Source organism: Pseudomonas sp. A1230 (assembly GCF_044218825.1).
GTDB classification, from domain to species: domain Bacteria; phylum Pseudomonadota; class Gammaproteobacteria; order Pseudomonadales; family Pseudomonadaceae; genus Aquipseudomonas; species Aquipseudomonas iridis.
The window spans coordinates 5,981,278-5,999,709 of sequence record NZ_CP162582.1 but is presented as its reverse complement, the minus strand read 5'-3'; the positions used below and the strand labels follow the sequence as shown (position 1 = coordinate 5,999,709).

Below are 18,432 nucleotides of genomic sequence, written 5' to 3'. Positions count from 1 at the left end.
GGTCGTCACTCCGGCAACAGCGTGCCGGGGTTGAGGCGCCCGGCCGGATCGAAGTGCCGGCTCAGCGCCTGCAAGGTGTCCATCGCCAGCGCACCTTTCTCGCGTAGCAGGTACGGCGCGTGATCCTTGCCCACGCCGTGCTGGTGACTGATGGTGCCGTGGTTGTCGACGATGGTCTGGCTGGCCGCGTGCTTGAGCGCCTGCCAGCGCGCCAGCGTCGCGGGGTAATCCGCCGCTGGGCGAAACACGTAGGTGGTGTAGATGCTCGAACCCTCGCCGTAGACGTGGGACAGGTGAGTGAACACATGCACCCGCTCGCCTTCAGCGGCCAAGGCATCGCGCAGGCTGTTTTCGATGAGGTTGAGCAGGTTGTCGACGTTGCTCCAGTCGGTGGCGGTTTCGAGGGTGTCGACCACGTAACCGGCGTTCCACAGGTTCTCGCGCAGGTAAGGAAAACGGAAGCGATTCTGTGCCCATTTCTTGCCGAGCAAGGTGCCGGTGAATACGCCGCCAAAGGCTTTGAGATGCTGCCGCGCTTGCCTGAGCGACAGCGCATTTTGCCGACGATTGCCGGTCACGCCGAAGGTCAGCAGGCACTTGCCCTCGCCTGCTCCACGCAAGCTCAGGTACTTTTCCAGCCAGGCAATTTGCTGCGGATGGCCGGCCAGCGCCAGTTGCGTTTCGGTCTCCACCGCGTTGGACAGGCGCAACATCGACAGCGGAACCCGCGCCTGAGCTAATTGGCGGATGGCTTGCAGCGCTTTGCTCCAGCTCGGCAGAAAAACGCCGTAGAAACGTTCATCGGCGGGCAGTGCGCTGACCCGCACCTTAACCTCGGAAATAATCCCGAAACGGCCCTCGCAGCCCAACACCACTTCACGCAGATCGGGGCCGGCGGCCGAGGCCGGGAACGTGGGGATTTGCAGAGGGCCGGCGAACGTTTCCAGCGTGCCCCCGGCGAACAATTGCTCGATCCGTCCATAACGCAGCGATTGCTGGCCGCTGGAACGGCTGGCAACCCAACCGCCCAACGTCGACAGCTCCCACGACTGCGGAAAATGACCCAGCGTGTACCCCCGCGCCCGCAACTGACTTTCCACCTGCGGACCACTGGCGCCGGGGCCGAAAGTCGCCAACAGGCTATGTTCATCAAGGTCGATCAGACGATTCATCCGCGCCAGCGACACCGTCACCACCGGCCGCGCGGAATCCGGCGGGTTGATGTGCCCGGCCACCGACGTGCCGCCGCCGTAAGGAATCAGGCACAGGTCTTGTTCATGGGCGAGCCCCAGCAATTGGCGAATCTGCTCGGCTGTCTCGGGGAATGCCACCGCATCGGGATAATGGCCCAACGAGCCTTCGCGTAATGCCAGCCAATCCGGCAGGCTCTGGCCGCGAGCGTGCAGTAACCGGTCATGAGCATCGACGCTGTACAACGTGTGAGCCCGCAACCGCGATTCAGGCACGCGGGCCAGCGCTGTTTCCAGCGTCGCATCAGGCAGCGCTCGACCGTCGCCCAACCGTTCGGCGAGAAAACTCGCGCCCTGGGCCGGCAGTTCGACCACCGTGGTTGCATCTCCCCAGCCGTTCCAGCGTCGCATGCGTGTGTCCTTTTTCGGTTCTTATCAGCGATATTTCAGGCGTCCATACTAGTCGGCGGCCGAAAAGTGTCACGGTCGCATCCGGCCAGTTCGTGTAGCCAATTGAGTCAAACGTCGCGCAAGCGTCAGCCATTTACTTTAGCCGTGGTTTCAAATTACCTTTCAGGCATTCATCCGCTCATGCACGCTTTGATCAAGGGAATACGATCATGCAATCGCTCGGCTTCACCTCCGTTCCGCCGCTGCTCAAGTACCTGCGCCATGCCGAGCAATTGGGCATGGCCATCGAGCCTGCGTTGGCGGCGGCCGGATTGCAGGCGCAGCAGCTGAGCGACAACACCCTGCGCTTGCCGGGTGAGGCGCATGAAAAGTTGCTCGATTATTTCTGCGAGCACTCGGGCGATCCGCTGTTCGGGCTCAACGCCGCGAATTTTGTGCTGCCCAATTCATGGAGTGTGCTCGGTTACATCACCATGAACTGCGCGACCCTGGGCGATGCGATGAGCCGCATCATGCCGTTCGAGAAGCTGGTAGGCGACATGGGCGTCAGCCGCGCCGAGGTGCAGGATGGCCAAGTACACCTGATCTGGACCTGCCGTTATCAGCGCCCGCGGATTCGTCGGCATCTGGTGGAAAACGTCCTCGGTTCGTGGCTGCAATATGCGCGCTGGATTGCTGATACGCAGATGTCGCCAGCGGCAGTCTGGCTGGAACATTCTTGTCCTGACGAGGTGACGCTGGCGCAGTACGAAGCGTTTTTCGATTGCCCGGTGCTGTTCGATCAGCCGTATTCGGCGTTGATTGTGCCGCCGGCGTATTTGCAGTTGCCCTTGCGTCAGGCCGATGCGCAATTGCTGCGCACGCTGGAAGAGCATGCGATGGGTTTGATGGCGACCCTGGAGGATGCGTCGCTTGCGCAACAGGTGAAGAGCATTTTGCGTCAGTTGCTCAAGGAGGGCCTGCCGCGCAAGGAGCAGGTGGCCGAGCATCTTGCTGTGTCGGTGCGCACGTTGCAGCGGCAGTTGCATCAGGCGGGGACGTCTTATCAGCAAATTCTGGATGATCTGCGGCAGGAGTTGGCTGAGCACTATCTGTTGAACAGCACGTTGCCGATTCAGGACATTGCGCAGTATTTGGGGTTTACCGAACCGAGGTCGTTTCATCGCACATTCAAGAGCCGGCGGGGGATGCCGCCCGGGGAGTTTCGGCAGACGCATCGGGGGTGATTGCGCGGGCCTCATCGCTGGCAAGCCAGCTCCCACAGGTTTCTCGGTGAACCACAAATTCTGTGTACGACTCGGTCACTGTGGGAGCTGGCTTGCCAGCGATGGCGTCAGTGGCCGCACCAAAAACCCGACAGGCAAATCCCCAATTTCCGATCGCAATAAACATCTTTTAGCGCAGACGTTTAAGGACACTCAGCGTTACGCGAAACCACCCACAAATCCTTGCGCCGCGGCCTACGCCTAAGCCAGAATCCGCCGGCTTGTGCGCCCTGGAGCCTATCGGTAACTTGATTCCGTCACTGATTTCCAGTGATCGGGTTTAGTAGCCCGAGGTAACTCGGCTGGTCGTACATTCATCACAGGTGCTTTCGTACCTGAGCTTCATGGTGGCTGTACGTAGGGCGCTTCGGCGCGCCGGCTTAAGCTGAGTTCCCCGGTCTACTAACCTGCGTACAGCTGCCACCCTTTCGTTTAGTAGCAAAAGGGTTGCCGCTCAACAACGGGAACACAGCTATGTTCAAAATCACGCCAAACCCGCCGGTCACCGACCCGGCCTCTCCCTACGAATCCCCCGATTCAAAGAAATTCCACGAAGCCGCCGAGCGCGCCCTCGACCACTACCTCGGCCCACCAACCGCCGAAATCATGGCCGCGCCTTACAAACCCAACGCGCTGTACATGGCCAGCCCCGAGTCCGATAACGAATCCCTGCTGGCAGATGCCAGTGAAACGCTCGGCTCGGCCACCGTCATGCTTAACAACCACGTAGCCATGGTGGAAGGCACACACCGCAAAACCCTGCAAGGCATCGCGCAGGTGGTGATGCTGGCAGAGCTGGCGGTTAACCGGGTGCTGGACAGATTAGTGCCGACCGAGTAGCGAAAAAGCCCGCTGGCAGACCGTAGTGGTTGGGCAGCGGGCTTTTTGGTTGGCTTGCGATTTTTTACCCTCACCCCAGCCCTCTCCCGGGGGGAGAGGATTAGGCGGGCGGCGTTCCGATGAGGGGCTTCCAGGCTCAAACACTAATCGCATTGGTAAACACCAACCGATTCCCAAACGGATCGGCAATGGTCATGTCCTGGCTACCCCACGGCGTCGCCTGTATCTGCGGATGCGAGAACTTGTATTCCTTGGCCACCAATTGCTGCTGAAACGCCTCAAGCTCATCGGTCTCGATGCGCAACGCCGAACCCGGCGAGGCATCGCCATGATGCTCGGATAAATGCAGCACGCATTCGCCACGCGACACCTGCAGATATAACGGGAAGTTCGCTTCGAAACGATGCTGCCAGTCGATCTTGAAACCGAGGAAGTCGACGTAGAATTCTACGGCTTTGGCTTCATCGAAAATCCGCAGGATCGGGGTGGTTTTGCCGAAGCTCATGGGTTGCTCCCTGACTGGTTGGCCCAAGAGTGTAGCCGGGCTGGATGTCAGCACTTCGGCTTGTTGATGGTTTTCTTTAGTCGCAATGTGCCACTACTGTGACGCACTGCGCGAAACATCAACTAAAGCCGTCGCGCAAATCGCCCTGGCGCGCAAGAAACCGTCCTTCCCTTCGACCATTCGCCTGACCATCGCTGTAACTCAAAACGCCGTTGATCCACACCCCGTCAATCCCCTGCGCCGCCCGTTGCGGATCATGGAAATCCGCAACATCGCGCACGGTCGCCGGATCGAACATCACCAGATCCGCCCAGTTTCCTTCACGAATCTCGCCTCTTTCCTTCAAGCCAAACCGCGCCGCCGACAGACCGGTCATCTTGTGCACCGCCGTGTGCAGCGGAAACAGTCCGACGTCACGACTGAAATGCCCGAGCACCCGTGGGAAAGCGCCCCACAGGCGTGGGTGCGGGAACGGGTCTTCCGGCAGTCCGTCAGAGCCCACCATCGACAGCGGATGCGCGAGGATTCTTCGTACATCCGCCTCGTCCATGCCGTAGTACACCGCGCCCGCCGGTTGCAGGCGTTTGGCGGCGTCGAGCAGCGGCACGTTCCATTCGGCGGCGATATCGATCAGGTCGCGGCCACTGACTTCCGGGTGTGGCGTCGACCAGGTGATGGTGATGCGGTGGGCGTCGGTGACTTGTTTCAGATCCAGCGTCGAGGAACTCGCCGCATACGGATAGCAATCGCAGCCGACCGGATGGGTTTTCGCTGCCTCTTCCAGTGAGGCGAGCAACTGCGGACTGCGCCCCCAGTTGCCGACACCTGCACACTTGAGGTGGGAAATGATCACTGGCGATTTAGCGTGGCGCCCGATCTGAAATGCCTCATCCATCGCCTCCAGCACCGGGGCAAATTCGCTGCGCAGATGAGTGGTGTACACCGCGCCGAATGCCGTCAGTTCTTCGGTCAGTTGCATGACTTCATCGGTGGAGGCGCTATAGGCGCTGGCGTAAGCCAGACCTGTGGATAATCCAAGTGCGCCAGCCTCAAGACTTTCGCGCAACTGCGCGCGCATCGCGGTGATTTCGGCAGGGGTTGCGGTGCGAAACAGGTCGTCGAGGTGATTGCTGCGCAGCGCCGTATGACCGACCAACGCGGCAACGTTCAACGTGGTGTTGGCCGCTTCGACCGCCGCGCGGTAATCGCTGAAGCGTGGATAAACAAACGCCGCTGCGCTGCCGAGCAGGTTCATCGGATCCGGCGGATTGCCTTTCAAACTGACCGGCGACGCGCTGATTCCACAGTTGCCGACAATCACCGTGGTCACGCCTTGACTGAGTTTTGGCAGCATCTCTGGCTGACGGATGACCACGGTGTCGTCGTGGGTGTGCACGTCAATAAAACCCGGCGCCAGCACGCGGCCGGCAGCGTCGATTGCTTCGGTGGCCTGGGCATCGCGCAGGTCGCCGATGCGCTCGATTCGACCGTTGAGAATCGCCACGTCAGCGCTATAGCCGGGTGTATTACTGCCATCGATGATCAGGGCGTTGCGAATCAGGGTGTCGTACAGCATGTCAGTCTCCCAGCGGCAGGTGATCGTCGCCGCCACGGTATTCGTCGAGAGCGAGTTTGATGCGCCGCAAACGTTCTTGATTGTCTTCAGGACTGGCCAGCGCCAACTCGGTCGCGAGCACGTCGATGGCGAGCAACATGCCGTAACGCGCCGCCGTCGGTTTGTAGATGAACGATGTCTCTGCGCCTTGCAGCGGCAGGACGATGTCGGCCAGTTCCGCCAGCGGCGAGTCGGCGCGAGTGATGGCGAGGATGCGCGCGCCGTAGTTGCGCGCCAGTTCGACGGTCTCCAGCAATTCCGGGGTGATGCCGGTCAGCGAGCAGACGATGACTACCTGTTCGGCGTTGAGGCTGGCGGCGGTGACGCGCATCATCACCGCGTCGTGGCAGACCGCAATCGGATAACCGAGCCGTACCAGACGCACCTGCAATTCATCGCTGCACAGGGTCGAGCAGCCGCCCATGCCGAAGGCGTGGATCATCCGCGCTTGGCCGAGCAGTTTTACCGCATCAGCGAAACGCGATTCATCAAACCCGGCCAAGTGCTGACGCAACGTTGTCTCGATGTCGCCGACAATCTGGCCATAAAACGCCGACTGTTCAGGCGTGCCCGCCGGGTCGAGAAAACGACTGCCCACGCCGCTGGCCTGGGCCAGTTGCAGGCGCAGATCACGCAGGTCGCGGCAACCGACGGTACGGGCAAATCGCGACAGCGTGGCGGTGCTGACTTCTGCTCGTTGCGCCAGCTCTTCGAGGCTGGCGGAGGCGGCAAAGCCGACGTCGTCGAGCATCAGTCTGGCGATGCGGCCCTCGCCGGCGCTGAAGGAATCCTGACGGGCGCGGATCTGGTAGAGGATGTCCATGGCGGCGGGCTCCGGTTACAGCAGGTAAGAAAGGCCGACGGTCAGACCGAAAGCGACCAGCGAGATCAACGTCTCAAGCACGGTCCAGGTCTTGAACGTCTGCGCGACCGTCATGTTGAAGTATTCCTTGATCAACCAGAAGCCGCCGTCGTTGACGTGGGAAAAGATAACCGACCCGGCCCCGGTCGCCAGCACCAACAGTTCGGGGTGTGGATATCCCAAACCAATGGCCACAGGCGCAACCACGCCGGACGCGGTGGTCATCGCCACAGTCGCCGAACCCGTAGCGATACGCATCAGAGCGGCAAATAGCCAACCCATGAGCAGCGGCGACAGATGAAATTCGTGAGCGAGGCCGACGATTTGATCGGTGACGCCAGCGTCGACCAGTATCCGGTTCAAACCACCGCCCGCCCCCACCAGCAAGGTGATGCTGGCGGTTGGTGCCAGACATTCATTGGTGAATTTGAGGATCGATTCGCGGTTGAAACCCTGGGCAATCCCAAGCGTCCAGAAGCTCAGCAACGTCGCCAGCAACAGCGCGATCACCGAGTTGCCGATGAACAACAGGAACTGGTTGAAACCGCTGCCCGGCGTCGAAATCAGGTTGGCCCAACCGCCGATCAGCATCAGCACCACCGGCAACAGAATGGTCGCCATGGTGATGCCGAAGCTCGGCAGCTTGTCGCGTGGTTCGCGGTCGAGGAATTGTTTTTCCATCGGGTTATCCGCCGGCAACTGAATGCGCGGGACGATGAATTTGGCGTACAGCGGGCCAGCGATGATCGCCGTAGGAATCCCGATCGCGATTGCATACAACAAGGTCTGCCCGACCGATGCCTGATACGCCTGCACCGCCAGCATTGCGGCCGGGTGCGGCGGCACCAATGCATGCACCACCGAGAGGCCGGCAACCATGGGCAAACCAACCATCAGGATCGAGACACCCACCCGTCGCGCCACGGTGAACGCAATCGGCACCAGCAACACAAAACCGACTTCGAAGAACAGCGGCAGCCCGACCAGAAACGCGATGCAGACCATCGCCCAGTGCGCGTTCTTCTCGCCGAACTTGTCGATCAACGTGCGCGCCATCTGATCCGCGCCACCAGACTCGGCCATCATCTTGCCGAGCATCGTCCCCAGCGCCACCACCAGCGCAATGTGCCCGAGCGTCTTGCCGACCCCGGCCTCATACGCACCCACCACACCCGACGGCGGCATGCCCGCCACCAGTGCCAGACCAATGGAAATCAGCGTGATGACAATGAACGGATTGAGTCGATAACGGGCGATCAACACGATCAAAGCGATGATGGCCACGGCGGCATACACCAGCAGCCAATAGCCGAAAGAAGGCGTCATGCGGTACTCCTCGAAAGGGTCACGTTCGAATGGGTTGTGAAACTCATAAATCATTTCGAGATCGAGATTTCAAACCGCATGAAAGTAATTTTCGTGGAGAGGCAAGAGGTGTCGCGGATGGATATGTCTTGTCGTGATTAATGAAAATTGGGGGGCGGGATTTTCATGGCTTTGCGGCAAACACAAAACCCTGTGAGAGCTGGCTTGCCAGCGATGACGGCTGCACATTCAACATCGATGCTGGCTGGTCGGCCGCTATCGCTGGCAAGCCAGCTCCCACAGGTTTAAGGGGTATTCTGAAAATTGAGGCAAGCGCTATACTCGCCTGACGTTCTCTATCGAGCCCTCGCCATGACAACTGCGCGCCGCACCAGAAAAAAGCTGACTGCCGAAACGTTGATCCGCGCGATCGCCAGCTCGACAGCCATAGAGACCGGTCAAAGTGTCGAGACAATCGAGCGCAAGCTCAAAGTCAGATCCAGCAAGTTTCTGCACCTTTCCCTGGCCAAATAGCCTTTTATCTCAAGTCCACAACGCCTGCCGCACCCAATACTCCATGGGTTCGTAGTTGCAGTTCAGCCCCTGATTGATTGCTGCAAAATAAGCCTCCCTGTTTCGTTCCCAACTGCTGTAGTCAAGCGGCACGTAGCCCGCCTGCACGGCCATGACATCCGCCAATAATCGCGAGAGGCGCCCATTACCTTCGCGAAAAGGATGAATCAGGATGAACTCCACGTGCGTTACAGCGATGGCCCGAATCAGATTTTCATCCAGATCAGGTCTACACGGTGTGTATTTGGTAAGACAGTCCTTTTCAAATCCATCGAGCAATCGAGCGATCTGCGGCGCAGCGGCGAAGAAGAAGCCATCCTTGCCCAAATTTACCGCGCGGATCTCGCCAGCCCATGGATAGATATTGCCCAGCCAGTGTCGATGCCAATCTTTCAAATCCTGGACAGTTATTGGCCGATCAGGCAAATGCTCTATGAGTACAGATTGGTAAAGCTTTTCTAGCAGAATAAGTTCTGCATCATCCATGTCTTCAGGATCGGTAATTCCCAGCTTATTGCTCAGTACTTGCTCATTCGAACCGGCCTGAAAGCTGCTCTGAGCCCCTTCTGCGTCGTAACGATTAATCATCCCTGTACCTGCTGAACTGCAATGTTCAGAGCACCATAGGACTGACGTAATACAAGAGCAAAGCCTGAAACAAAAACGGCTGCCCGATGGCAGCCGTTCTGAAGGTTGATGACAAAGCATGGCGGGGCCTAAACGCCAATCACACCATTTCGTTACGAATCCATTCAACCACCGAGGTGCGTTTCGGCGTCCAGCCCAGCAGTTCGCGGGCGTGTTTGCCGCGTACCCGGCTGTTGGAGCCGAGGCCGTAGTTGGCCATTTCATAGCCCCACTCGGCTTCGGCATCTTGCAGTGGCCAGTCTTGTGGCTGGCCCAGGTTGAGGGCTTCGGCCATGGCGGTGGTCATGTCGATGAACGACGCTTCGCCGCTTTCGACAAAGTAGAACGTGCCCGGGACGTTTTTGGTCAGCGCCAGCAGGTACAGGGCGACGACGTCTTCGATGTGTACGTTGGACCAGATGTTCTGACCCGTGCCGACGTGGCGAACCACAGCGCTTTTGCGCGCCTGTTTCAGCAAGCGCGGCAATTGCACGCTGTCACGGTTGACGCCCAGGCTGTGGCCGTAGATCAGGGTGTTGCAGACGACGGCCGAATTCACGCCGTCCTTCGCTGCATCGAGGATCAGGTTGTCGATGGCCACGCGTGCGGCTTTGTCGACGGTCGGCTCGGGAAGGTTGTCTTCGTAGTAGATGACGTCGCTCGACTTGCCGCCGGATGCATCGCCGACGATGCTCGAACCGCTGGTGTGCAGGAATACTTTGTTGGAGCCGCGCAAGGCGTCGAGCAAGGCTTCGACCGCGGCGCGATGGTCGCTGCTGGCGGCGTTGATCACTGCGTCGGCAGCGCGGGCCTGTTCGGCGAGCAGTGTTTTGTCGTCGAGGGTGCCGATCACCGGGGTGATGCCCAGTGCCTGGAGTTCATTGGCCTGTTCGGCGCTGCGCACCAGACCCGTAACATTGTGGCCGGCCTGAACCAGACCGGTAGCGATGGAGCCGCCGATAAAACCGGCAGCGCCGGTGACGAACACGTTCATGGAGAAACTCCCTGCGTGAGTAAGTGATGGGACGAGTATTGACCGACGACGGCGGCCGAAAAACCCGCGCTCGCCCAAATCACTGTTGCGCAGAGGTCACGAATCAACCTTTGAAATCGGCGCTGGCGTAAGCCGCAAGTTTGCTCTGGATGAAGTCGAGGAAGCACTGAATCCGCAGCGCCAGTTGCGAGTTACGGTAGTAAACGGCGTTGATCGGTTGGCGATAACCACTGTTGAATTCCGCCAGCACGACCTTCAAACGCCCGGCGCGGATGTCGTCGATGGTCATGAAGTGCGACAGGCACGCGATGCCCTGCCCTTCCAGCGCCAAGTGCCGAACGGTTTCGCCGCTGGAGGCGCTGATGGCCGGGGTGATGGGCCAGCGGTCACCGTGCACGTAACGCAACGGCCACTGATTGAGGCCTTCGTTCTGGGTAAAACCGAGCAAGGCGTGATCGCTGAGGTCGGCCACTTGCAGCGGCGTGCCATGGGTTTTCAGATAGGCAGGGCTGGCGACGATCAGCAGCGGGCTGCAACCCAGCGACCGCGCATGCAATGTCGAATCAGAGAGGGTGCCGATGCGGATGGCGACGTCGGTGCTTTGTTCCAGCAGGTCAATGATCAGGTCATTGCTGTTGAGTTCGAGCTGGATGTCCGGGTAGAGCTGACGGAATTCGTCGATGTAGGGCACGACGGCGTGCAGCATGAACGGCGACGCGGCGTTGATCCGCAGGCGTCCGGACGGGGTTTGCTGGCGTGAGGACAGGCGTTCTTCGAGTTGCTCCATCTGATCAAGAATCAGCTTGGCCTGCTCAAAGAAATACTTGCCCTCCTCGGTCAGGTCCATGCGCCGCGTGGTGCGGTTGATCAGCGTGGTATCAAGCTTGGCTTCCAGCCGCGACAACGTGCGGCTGACGGCCGACGGCGTCTGCCCGACCTGCTCGGCCGCGGCGGAAATCGAACCGCACTCGATCACACAGACGAAAATCTGCAACTCATCGGATCTGGCTTTCACAGGTGTCCTCTTTGAAATCGCCAAGATCGCAGCCTTCGCCAGCTCCTACAGTGAAATGCGTTCCCCTGCAGGAGCTGCCGAAGGCTGCGATCTTTTGCTGTTACAACCGATAGTAGCCCGAAACCACTCAAGCCTTGAGGCCAAACACCTCGCTCAAATGCTGCTCGTAGCGCGCCACATCATTCTCGATGTTCGGGCGCTTCATCACGTCAACACACAGAAACGTCGGTAACCCGGTCATGCCCAGAAACTCATTGGCCTTGTGAAACGGGAAGTACACCGCGTCCACGCCCTTGGCTTCAAAGAAATCAGTCGGGTCATCAAACGCTTGCTGCGGCGCGTTCCACGTCAGTGAGAGCATGTATTGCTTGCCCTGGACCAGCCCACCACTGCCGTACTTCTGCGACGCATCGGAACGGGTGCGACCATCGCTGGCGTAAAGGCTGCCGTGGCCTTCGGTGAAGACTTCGTCAATGTACTTTTTTACCGTCCACGGCGCGCCCATCCACCAGCCTGGCATTTGATAAATGATCACATCGGCCCAGAGGAATTTGGCGACTTCTTCAGCGACGTCATACCCCTCGTCGATGAAGGTCGTCTTGACGTCGACACCGCCGCGATCCAGCACGCTCAGCGCGGTTTCGTGCAGGGTGGTGTTGTAGCGACCGTCGGAGTGAGCGAATTTTTTACCGCCATTGAGCAACAACACTTTTTTCATGAGAAAGCCTCGGCGCAGCCATCGGGCTGGGTGAAGAAGGGAAAGTTGAATGGCGGCAGGTTAACGATCGGCCTCGCGCGGAATAAGCCGTGGTTGCGCAAAATACATTTGATTAAAAAGCACGAATCGACAGCAGATTGTTGCCGTAGCATTCGCAGCCATCTGAATTTGAGGAGTTGTTCCGATGAGTGAACGCCTGGGTTTCATCCTGCACGCCAAGACCCGTCCGGAAAAAGCCGCGGCTTTCGAAGCGCTGTTCCGTGCCTATGTCGAGCCAAGCCGCGTCGAGCCGGGCTGCATCGAATATCACATGCTGCGCGACAAAGAAGATCCGACACTGTTCATCTTCTACGAGATCTGGGCATCCCAGGCGCATCTCGATGTGCACTCGAACCTGCCGCACATGAAGCAGTTTTTCGAGCAGCGCATGGAGTTTCTGGAGCGAGATTTCGACATTCGCTCGATCGACATGCTCAGTGAATCGTCGGCTAGCCGCTGATCAGCAAGTGGGCGCCGAGCGCGCCCAGACCGATGAAGAACACCCGCTTGAACAGCACCGCGCTGATTCGCTGACGCAGCCATTGGCCGAGCAACATGCCAAGCACTGCCGGAACCAGCGCCAGCAGCGAGGCGCTCAATTCACCGCCACCCAGCGCGCCACGCCAGAGCAAGCCGCCGGCCAACGCCAGGGTCGAGACGGTAAACGACAGCCCGAGCGCCTGCACCAGTTCATCACGATTCAAACTCAGCGCTTGCAGGTATGGCACTGCGGGAATCACGAAGACCCCGGTGGCCGAGGTGATGATGCCGGTGATCGCCCCGCAGACCGGGCCAAGCCATGGCTCATGGCGCGGATGTATGTGCAGCGTCGGCAGGAACAACCCGCTCAACGCATACAGCAACAGCGCCGCCCCCAATCCGCGCACCACCCAATGTCCGCCGACCATGCCGATCGATAACGTGCCGATACCGGTGCCGAGGAAAACCATCAAAAGCATCGGCCAGAGGCGTTTGATCAATCCTTTCAAGTGACCGCCGAATGCCAATTGCCAGGCGTTGGTTAACGTTGCCGGGATAATCAGCAACGCGGCAGCCTGTGATGGGGCCATAGCCAGACCGAGCAGCCCCATGGCGACGGTGGGCAGGCCGAGGCCAATGACGCCTTTGATCAGACCGGCGAGCATGAAGGTGGCGATGACCAGCAGTGAAAGGGCCATACCGAGGTTCTGGTAGAAGCTTGCGAGTGTGTTCATGGCGCAACTGTGCGCCAGATGAGTCGGGCTGAAAATCTGCCATATACTGAGGCTGCCTCTGCCAATGCAAGAGGCTTGGAAATTCATTAAGTCAACTGGCCCCATCGCTGGCAAGCCAGCTCCCACAGGTTTATCGGTTGCATTCAAAACCTGAGTACACACAAAACCCTGTGGGAGCTGGCTTGCCAGCGAGAGGGCCAGTCCAGACACTGCAAACCCAGGCTGACAACATGCACTTCGACCTCACCGATCTGCGCCTCTACCTGCACATTCTCGACACCGGCAACATCACCGCCGGCGCTGCCCGCAGCCATCTCTCCCTCGCCGCCGCCAGTGCGCGAATTCGTGCAATGGAAGCCTCACTCGGCGCTGACTTTCTGGAGCGCGGTCGCCGTGGCGTCACCCCGACACCGGCCGGCAAAGCGTTGGCCCACCACGCACGCGTCCTCCTGCAACAAGCCGAACGCATGCAGCAGGATCTCGCCGAATACGCACAAGGCGTCAAAGGTCAGGTGCGGTTGTTGTGCAACACCACCGCAATCACCGAGTACCTGCCGGAAGTGCTCGCGGACTTCCTGCGCAGCCATCCCAATCTCGACATCGACTTGCAAGAGCTGCCCAGCGCCCGCATCACCCACGCCTTGCGTCAGGGAGCGGCGGATCTTGGGATTGTTTCCGACGCGGTCGACACCAGCGACCTGCAAACCCAGCCCTTTCGCGACGATCCGCTGGTACTGATTCTGCCGCTGGATCACCCATTGTCTGACGCCGTCGAGGTCAGTTTCAGTGATGCCTTGCGCTACGACTTCGTAGGACTGAGCGCCGACAGCGCACTGGCGATCTATCTTGAAGAACAGGCGTTGCACAGCGGCTCGCGCATGCAGATACGCATTCGCGCCGACGGTTTCGACGGCGTGATGCGCATGGTCGGCCAAGGGGCCGGACTGGCGATCGTGCCGCTGGCTGCCGTCGAGCGCGCAACGCCACGCTCATTGAAAAGCGTTGCCCTCGACGAGCCTTGGGCGCGCCGCACGTTGCTGCTGTGCGCGAAGGATTTCAGCGCTCTGCCGAGTTACGCCAAAGCGCTGCTCAAAGCCTTGACTCTCCCCTAAGGGGCAGACTTCATCCTTGGCTTTTTTACAGCAGGGACGATGACCATGGGCAAACGCATTCTGCTGATTCTCGGCCATCCTTCTACCAAGAGTTTTTGCGCTGCACTCGCTGAGCGCTACGCACAATCAGCACTCGATGCCGGACACGAGGTGCGCCAGTTGCGCCTTGGCGAGATGGTTTTCGACCCGGTGCTGCGCGACAGTTATCAACAGATCCAGCCGCTGGAAGATGACCTGTACGCGGCACAATCCGACATCCTCTGGGCCGAACATCTGACACTGGTTTACCCGATCTGGTGGGGCGGTATTCCGGCGCTGCTCAAAGGTTTTTTTGATCGGGTGTTTCTTCCGGGTTTCGCCTTCAAATATCGCCCGGGTAAAGCGTTTCCCGAAAAACTGTTGGCCGGACGCACCGCCGATTTACTGGTGACCATGGATACTCCGCCCTGGTATTACCGCTGGATCTATCGCATGCCGGGGCTACATCAGGTGCGCAAGACGACCCTCGATTTCTGTGGGATCAAACCCTTGCGCACGCTGACTTTCGGGCCGGTGCTCGGCTCAAGCGATCAACAACGGCAAGCCTGGTTGGGACAGGTGCAGGCTATCGCCAGTCGCTGAGTCTGCCGATAATGCGCTGCGCTGTTACTTGTTGAAAAAAGGACTTATATGTACATCGGCCAAGCCGCGCAACGTTCCGGCACCACCATCAAAAGCATTCGCCACTACGAGTCGATCGGCCTGTTGCCCACACCCCGGCGACAGGGTAACTACCGCCTCTACGATCAGCAGAGTGTCGAACTGCTGATCTTCATCAAGTGCGCCAAAGACATGGGTTTTCGGCTCAAGGAGTTGCAGGCGATCTTTTGCGAACATCACGGTGAGGCGATGCCGTGGGCGTTGGCGCAACAAGCCATAGAAGCGAAAAAAAGCGAGATCAACCGCACCATGGCCGAACTCACGCGCCAGTACGCGCAACTCGAAGGCTTTGAAGTCGAGCTGGAGCGAGCCAGAGTTGAATGCCCGCTGGAGAAACTCTAACGATCTGCGCGTTTCTGAGCAGCTTGATGTCGAGTACAGACAACTGACCGGCGACCGGGCGCTATAGGGTGCGACTTCAGTTCACAGCCCACAGCCCGGAGTTCTCATGACCGCGACCGCCCCTATCACCGTTCTGCGCGATACCCATCCGCTGCCGGTACTCGACGCCTGCAAATGGGAAAAACTCGAAGGCGACCCGCACACCGTCAACCTCAACGCCTACACCAGCGAAGACGGCAGCAAGATCATGGGCACCTGGATCTGCACGCCGGGCAAGTGGCGAGTCGATTATGTGAAGTGGGAGTACTGCCATTTCCAGGAAGGCTACTGCGTGATCACCCCCGACGGCATGGAACCCATCCACCTGCGCGCCGGCGACATCTTCGTGGTTGAGCCGGGGATGAAAGGCACGTGGGAAGTGGTCGAGACGGTGCGCAAATATTTCGTGTTTGCCTGATGCAAAAAAGCCGGGAAACCACCCGACGTGGTTTCCCGGCAAACAATATCAAATACACGCAATTCTCTTGTGGGAGCGAGCCTGCTCGCGAAAGCGGACGGTCAGTCACTTCCTTGTTGAGGCGACCGCCGTCATCGCGAGCAGGCTCGCTCCCACAGTTTTTTCAGCGCTGCCCTTCAATTGCAGGCTTGCGATAGCTGTTGATAATCGCCGAGAAATCTTTCCCGCCGTCCCCGCGCTGGCTCATCGCCTGATACAACTGCTGCGCCACCGCGCCCAGTACAACTGGCTGATGTGCCTGACGCGCCGCTTCAGTCGCAAGGCCCAGATCCTTGAGCATCAATTCCGCACCGAAACCACCGGTGTACCCACGAGAAGCCGGTGCTGTTTCGACGATGCCCGGCCACGGGTTGTACATTTCCGAACTCCAGCAACGCCCGGTCGAACTGTTGATGATCCCGGCCAGCACTGACGTATCGATCCCCAGCGCATCACCCAGCGCCATCGCTTCACTGACGCCGACCATCGAAATCGCCAGCAGCAGGTTGTTGCAGATTTTGGCGATCTGCCCGGTGCCCACTTCACCACAATGAACGATGTTGCGGCCCATCTGCGCCAGCACCGGTTGCAGGGTGGCGAACAGTTCCGGCGTGGCGCCGACCATGAAGGTCAGGGTCCCGGCAGTCGCACCGCCCGTACCGCCGGACACCGGTGCATCGGCCATGGCCACCCCTTGTTTGGCGGCAGCCGCGGCGACGTCACGAGCAGTCTGCGGATCGATGGTGCTGCAATCCACCGCCGGCACGCCTTTGCCGATGCCGGCGAGAACACCGTCTTCACCGAGCCAGACGCTGCGCACGTGCACGGCGGCCGGGAGCATGGTGATCACCAGTTCGGCGTCCTCGGCAGCCTCGCGGGCCGAAGCGCGGATGGTGCCGCCCATTTGCTCCAACTCCGCCAACACGGTTTTGTTCAAGTCGACCAGATTCAGCGAATGGCCAGCCTTGATCAGGTTGCGCGCCATCGGCGCGCCCATGTTGCCCAGACCGATAAATGCGATTTTCATGGCACGTTCCTCAGCGCAGGTTGATGGTGGTGTTCACGCCGTCGTTGACGCTGTCGTCATCGAACCAGCGCGCCGTGACCGTTTTGGTCTGCGTGTAGAACTGCACCACTTGCTTGCCGTACGGGCCGAGGTCGCCGAGTTTCGAACCGCGCGAACCGGTGAAGCTGAAGAACGGCACCGGCACCGGAATCGGGATGTTGATGCCAACCTGGCCGACATCGATTTCACTCTGGAATTTACGCGCCGCCGCACCGCTCTGGGTGAACAGACCTGTGCCGTTACCGAAAGGGTTGGCGTTGACCAGCGCAATCGCCTGATCAAGCGTATCGACTTCCAGCACCACCAGCACCGGGCCGAAGATTTCCTGGGTGTAGATCTGCATGTCGGTGGTCACGCCCGAGAACAGGGTCGGGCCGACGAAGTTGCCTTGCTCGTAACCCGGCACGCTGATGTCGCGACCGTCCAGCTCAAGCTTGGCGCCTTCCTTGATACCGCTTTCGATCAGCTCGAGAATCCGCGCCTTGGCCTTTTTCGAAATCACCGGGCCGACATCGGTGCCCGGCTCGTTACCGGCGTTGACGGTGAGTTTCTGCGCCAGCGCTTTCAGGTCCGGCAGCCATTGTTTCGCCGCGCCCACCAGCACCACTACCGAAGTGGCCATGCAACGTTGTCCCGCCGCACCGAAACCGGCACCGACCAGCGCATTCAGCGCTTGCTCGCGATTGGCGTCCGCCAGCACCACGGCGTGGTTCTTCGCACCCATCATCGATTGCACGCGTTTGCCGTGTTTGCCGGCCAGGTCATAGACGTGAGTACCGACAGCGGTCGAACCGACGAAGGACACGGCTTTGATGTCCTTGTGGGTGCACAGGCCATCCACCACGTCTTTGCCGCCGTGAACCACGTTGAGCACGCCCGCTGGCACACCGGCTTCAATCGCCAGCTCCACCAGCAGCATGGTCGACAGCGGATCTTGCTCAGAGGGTTTCAATACGAAAGTGTTGCCGCAAGCGATGGCCATCGGGAACATCCACAGCGGAATCATCGCCGGGAAGTTGAACGGCGTGATGCCGGCGCAAACGCCGATCGGCTGGCGCAGGGTGTAAGTATCGACGCCACCCGCGACGTTCTCGGCGAACTCGCCCATTTGCAGGCTGCCGATGGAGCAGGCGTGCTCGACCACTTCCAGGCCACGGAAAATATCGCCCTCGGCGTCGGCAATGGTTTTGCCCTGCTCGGCGCTCAGCACCACGGCGATACGCTTGGAGTGCTCGCGGATCAGCGCTTGCAGCTTGAGCATGATGCGCATCCGCGCGCCAATCGGAGTCAGTTTCCAGGTCTGGAAGGCACGCTGGGCGGCGCTGACGGCGGCATCGACTTCAGCGGCGGTAGCGAACGGGACTTTGGCCAGCACTTGCTGGGTCGCCGGGTTGACGATGTCGTGCCACTCGGTGGTTTGCGACTCGACCCACTCGCCGTCGATCAGCAGCTTGACCTTCTGCAGCGTGGTTTCGTTGGGCGTAAGCGATGCGTTCATGCTGGTCTCCGAAACTTGTTTTTATCGTAGGAGCCAAGGCGAAAGG

20 protein-coding genes are annotated in these 18,432 nt (G+C 59.7%); 8 read left to right on the top strand and 12 right to left on the bottom strand.

Going from position 1 to position 18,432, the window contains the following annotated elements; translation table 11 throughout:
* Nucleotides 1-5: 5 nt before the first annotated feature.
* Complete coding sequence (locus AB4P97_RS27750) at nt 6-1,601, bottom strand: FAD-binding oxidoreductase (protein WP_395601891.1); 1,596 nt, start codon at nt 1,599-1,601, stop codon at nt 6-8.
* A 209-nt stretch (nt 1,602-1,810) separates the two neighbouring features.
* On the opposite strand from AB4P97_RS27750, the gene AB4P97_RS27745 reads away from it, so the two are divergent.
* Complete coding sequence (locus AB4P97_RS27745) at nt 1,811-2,827, top strand: AraC family transcriptional regulator (RefSeq protein WP_042557556.1); 1,017 nt, start codon at nt 1,811-1,813, stop codon at nt 2,825-2,827.
* 513 nt (nt 2,828-3,340) lie between these two features.
* Entirely contained in the window at nt 3,341-3,706 is a 366-nt protein-coding gene (locus AB4P97_RS27740) for a DUF6124 family protein (protein WP_115148397.1), read from the top strand.
* A 136-nt stretch (nt 3,707-3,842) separates the two neighbouring features.
* Here the strand turns inward: AB4P97_RS27740 and AB4P97_RS27735 are convergent, their stop codons facing one another.
* The 4 genes from AB4P97_RS27735 to AB4P97_RS27720 form a co-directional block, all read right to left on the bottom strand.
* The gene (locus AB4P97_RS27735) at nt 3,843-4,211 is read right to left on the bottom strand and encodes a glyoxalase superfamily protein (RefSeq protein WP_042557554.1); all 369 of its coding nucleotides are present in this window, start codon (nt 4,209-4,211) and stop codon (nt 3,843-3,845) included.
* A gap of 118 nt (nt 4,212-4,329) precedes the next feature.
* Nucleotides 4,330-5,787 (bottom strand): amidohydrolase family protein, encoded by a 1,458-nt coding sequence (locus AB4P97_RS27730; RefSeq protein ID WP_395601890.1) that lies wholly within the window; start codon nt 5,785-5,787, stop codon nt 4,330-4,332.
* A 1-nt stretch (nt 5,788) separates the two neighbouring features.
* Nucleotides 5,789-6,649 carry a MurR/RpiR family transcriptional regulator gene (locus tag AB4P97_RS27725; RefSeq protein WP_047299666.1) on the bottom strand — a complete coding sequence of 287 codons (861 nt, stop codon included), beginning with the start codon at nt 6,647-6,649 and terminating at the stop codon, nt 5,789-5,791.
* A gap of 15 nt (nt 6,650-6,664) precedes the next feature.
* On the bottom strand, nt 6,665-8,014 hold the full coding sequence (locus AB4P97_RS27720; protein ID WP_395601889.1) for a GntP family permease: 1,350 nt from the start codon (nt 8,012-8,014) through the stop codon (nt 6,665-6,667).
* 351 nt (nt 8,015-8,365) lie between these two features.
* Here AB4P97_RS27720 and AB4P97_RS27715 point away from each other — a divergent pair, with 351 nt between their 5' ends.
* Nucleotides 8,366-8,527 carry a hypothetical protein gene (locus AB4P97_RS27715; RefSeq protein WP_273878320.1) on the top strand — a complete coding sequence of 54 codons (162 nt, stop codon included), beginning with the start codon at nt 8,366-8,368 and terminating at the stop codon, nt 8,525-8,527.
* Nucleotides 8,528-8,536: 9 nt separating this feature from the next.
* Here the strand turns inward: AB4P97_RS27715 and AB4P97_RS27710 are convergent, their stop codons facing one another.
* From AB4P97_RS27710 to AB4P97_RS27695, 4 genes are all read right to left on the bottom strand, one after another.
* The gene (locus AB4P97_RS27710; protein ID WP_395601888.1) at nt 8,537-9,154 is read right to left on the bottom strand and encodes a Fic/DOC family protein; all 618 of its coding nucleotides are present in this window, start codon (nt 9,152-9,154) and stop codon (nt 8,537-8,539) included.
* 139 nt (nt 9,155-9,293) lie between these two features.
* Entirely contained in the window at nt 9,294-10,187 is an 894-nt protein-coding gene (locus AB4P97_RS27705; protein ID WP_395601887.1) for an NAD-dependent epimerase/dehydratase family protein, read from the bottom strand.
* Between the two features lie 103 nt (nt 10,188-10,290).
* Nucleotides 10,291-11,202 (bottom strand): LysR substrate-binding domain-containing protein, encoded by a 912-nt coding sequence (locus AB4P97_RS27700; RefSeq protein WP_395601886.1) that lies wholly within the window; start codon nt 11,200-11,202, stop codon nt 10,291-10,293.
* Between the two features lie 127 nt (nt 11,203-11,329).
* Nucleotides 11,330-11,920 carry an NAD(P)H-dependent oxidoreductase gene (locus AB4P97_RS27695; protein ID WP_042557548.1) on the bottom strand — a complete coding sequence of 197 codons (591 nt, stop codon included), beginning with the start codon at nt 11,918-11,920 and terminating at the stop codon, nt 11,330-11,332.
* Between the two features lie 184 nt (nt 11,921-12,104).
* Between AB4P97_RS27695 and AB4P97_RS27690 the strand changes: the two genes are divergently transcribed.
* A complete protein-coding gene (locus AB4P97_RS27690) occupies nt 12,105-12,419 on the top strand; it encodes a putative quinol monooxygenase (RefSeq protein ID WP_273878323.1) in 315 nt (104 codons plus the stop codon).
* Here AB4P97_RS27690 and AB4P97_RS27685 read toward each other — a convergent pair.
* Nucleotides 12,409-13,173: a sulfite exporter TauE/SafE family protein gene (locus tag AB4P97_RS27685; protein ID WP_395601885.1), complete on the bottom strand. Its 765-nt coding sequence runs from the start codon at nt 13,171-13,173 to the stop codon at nt 12,409-12,411. The genes AB4P97_RS27690 and AB4P97_RS27685 overlap by 11 nt on opposite strands.
* Nucleotides 13,174-13,403: 230 nt before the next feature.
* Between AB4P97_RS27685 and AB4P97_RS27680 the strand changes: the two genes are divergently transcribed.
* The 4 genes from AB4P97_RS27680 (at nt 13,404) to AB4P97_RS27665 (ending at nt 15,783) form a co-directional block, all read left to right on the top strand.
* Nucleotides 13,404-14,285, top strand: coding sequence for a LysR substrate-binding domain-containing protein (locus AB4P97_RS27680; protein ID WP_395601884.1), 882 nt, complete (start codon nt 13,404-13,406; stop codon nt 14,283-14,285).
* A 45-nt stretch (nt 14,286-14,330) separates the two neighbouring features.
* A complete protein-coding gene (locus AB4P97_RS27675) occupies nt 14,331-14,906 on the top strand; it encodes an NAD(P)H-dependent oxidoreductase (protein WP_395601883.1) in 576 nt (191 codons plus the stop codon).
* Nucleotides 14,907-14,954: 48 nt separating this feature from the next.
* Entirely contained in the window at nt 14,955-15,326 is a 372-nt protein-coding gene (locus AB4P97_RS27670) for a MerR family transcriptional regulator (RefSeq protein ID WP_042557543.1), read from the top strand.
* A 106-nt stretch (nt 15,327-15,432) separates the two neighbouring features.
* A complete protein-coding gene (locus AB4P97_RS27665) occupies nt 15,433-15,783 on the top strand; it encodes a cupin domain-containing protein (RefSeq protein WP_023969491.1) in 351 nt (116 codons plus the stop codon).
* Between the two features lie 163 nt (nt 15,784-15,946).
* Here the strand turns inward: AB4P97_RS27665 and mmsB are convergent, their stop codons facing one another.
* Both mmsB and AB4P97_RS27655 read right to left on the bottom strand, forming a co-directional pair.
* Nucleotides 15,947-16,849 (bottom strand): 3-hydroxyisobutyrate dehydrogenase, encoded by a 903-nt coding sequence (gene mmsB, locus AB4P97_RS27660; RefSeq protein WP_042557542.1) that lies wholly within the window; start codon nt 16,847-16,849, stop codon nt 15,947-15,949.
* 10 nt (nt 16,850-16,859) lie between these two features.
* The gene (locus AB4P97_RS27655) at nt 16,860-18,386 is read right to left on the bottom strand and encodes a CoA-acylating methylmalonate-semialdehyde dehydrogenase (RefSeq protein WP_042557541.1); all 1,527 of its coding nucleotides are present in this window, start codon (nt 18,384-18,386) and stop codon (nt 16,860-16,862) included.
* Nucleotides 18,387-18,432: the final 46 nt, after the last annotated feature.

Bases quoted from the DNA above. Each gene is read 5' to 3' on its own strand.
- AB4P97_RS27750 (WP_395601891.1), bottom strand. From the start codon at position 1,601: ATGCGACGCTGGAACGGCTGGGGAGATGCAACCACGGTGGTCGAACTG.
- AB4P97_RS27745 (WP_042557556.1), top strand. From the start codon at position 1,811: ATGCAATCGCTCGGCTTCACCTCCGTTCCGCCGCTGCTCAAGTACCTG.
- AB4P97_RS27740 (WP_115148397.1), top strand. From the start codon at position 3,341: ATGTTCAAAATCACGCCAAACCCGCCGGTCACCGACCCGGCCTCTCCC.
- AB4P97_RS27735 (WP_042557554.1), bottom strand. From the start codon at position 4,211: ATGAGCTTCGGCAAAACCACCCCGATCCTGCGGATTTTCGATGAAGCC.
- AB4P97_RS27730 (WP_395601890.1), bottom strand. From the start codon at position 5,787: ATGCTGTACGACACCCTGATTCGCAACGCCCTGATCATCGATGGCAGT.
- AB4P97_RS27725 (WP_047299666.1), bottom strand. From the start codon at position 6,649: ATGGACATCCTCTACCAGATCCGCGCCCGTCAGGATTCCTTCAGCGCC.
- AB4P97_RS27720 (WP_395601889.1), bottom strand. From the start codon at position 8,014: ATGACGCCTTCTTTCGGCTATTGGCTGCTGGTGTATGCCGCCGTGGCC.
- AB4P97_RS27715 (WP_273878320.1), top strand. From the start codon at position 8,366: ATGACAACTGCGCGCCGCACCAGAAAAAAGCTGACTGCCGAAACGTTG.
- AB4P97_RS27710 (WP_395601888.1), bottom strand. From the start codon at position 9,154: ATGATTAATCGTTACGACGCAGAAGGGGCTCAGAGCAGCTTTCAGGCC.
- AB4P97_RS27705 (WP_395601887.1), bottom strand. From the start codon at position 10,187: ATGAACGTGTTCGTCACCGGCGCTGCCGGTTTTATCGGCGGCTCCATC.
- AB4P97_RS27695 (WP_042557548.1), bottom strand. From the start codon at position 11,920: ATGAAAAAAGTGTTGTTGCTCAATGGCGGTAAAAAATTCGCTCACTCC.
- AB4P97_RS27690 (WP_273878323.1), top strand. From the start codon at position 12,105: ATGAGTGAACGCCTGGGTTTCATCCTGCACGCCAAGACCCGTCCGGAA.
- AB4P97_RS27685 (WP_395601885.1), bottom strand. From the start codon at position 13,173: ATGAACACACTCGCAAGCTTCTACCAGAACCTCGGTATGGCCCTTTCA.
- AB4P97_RS27680 (WP_395601884.1), top strand. From the start codon at position 13,404: ATGCACTTCGACCTCACCGATCTGCGCCTCTACCTGCACATTCTCGAC.
- AB4P97_RS27675 (WP_395601883.1), top strand. From the start codon at position 14,331: ATGGGCAAACGCATTCTGCTGATTCTCGGCCATCCTTCTACCAAGAGT.
- AB4P97_RS27670 (WP_042557543.1), top strand. From the start codon at position 14,955: ATGTACATCGGCCAAGCCGCGCAACGTTCCGGCACCACCATCAAAAGC.
- AB4P97_RS27665 (WP_023969491.1), top strand. From the start codon at position 15,433: ATGACCGCGACCGCCCCTATCACCGTTCTGCGCGATACCCATCCGCTG.
- mmsB (WP_042557542.1), bottom strand. From the start codon at position 16,849: ATGAAAATCGCATTTATCGGTCTGGGCAACATGGGCGCGCCGATGGCG.
- AB4P97_RS27655 (WP_042557541.1), bottom strand. From the start codon at position 18,386: ATGAACGCATCGCTTACGCCCAACGAAACCACGCTGCAGAAGGTCAAG.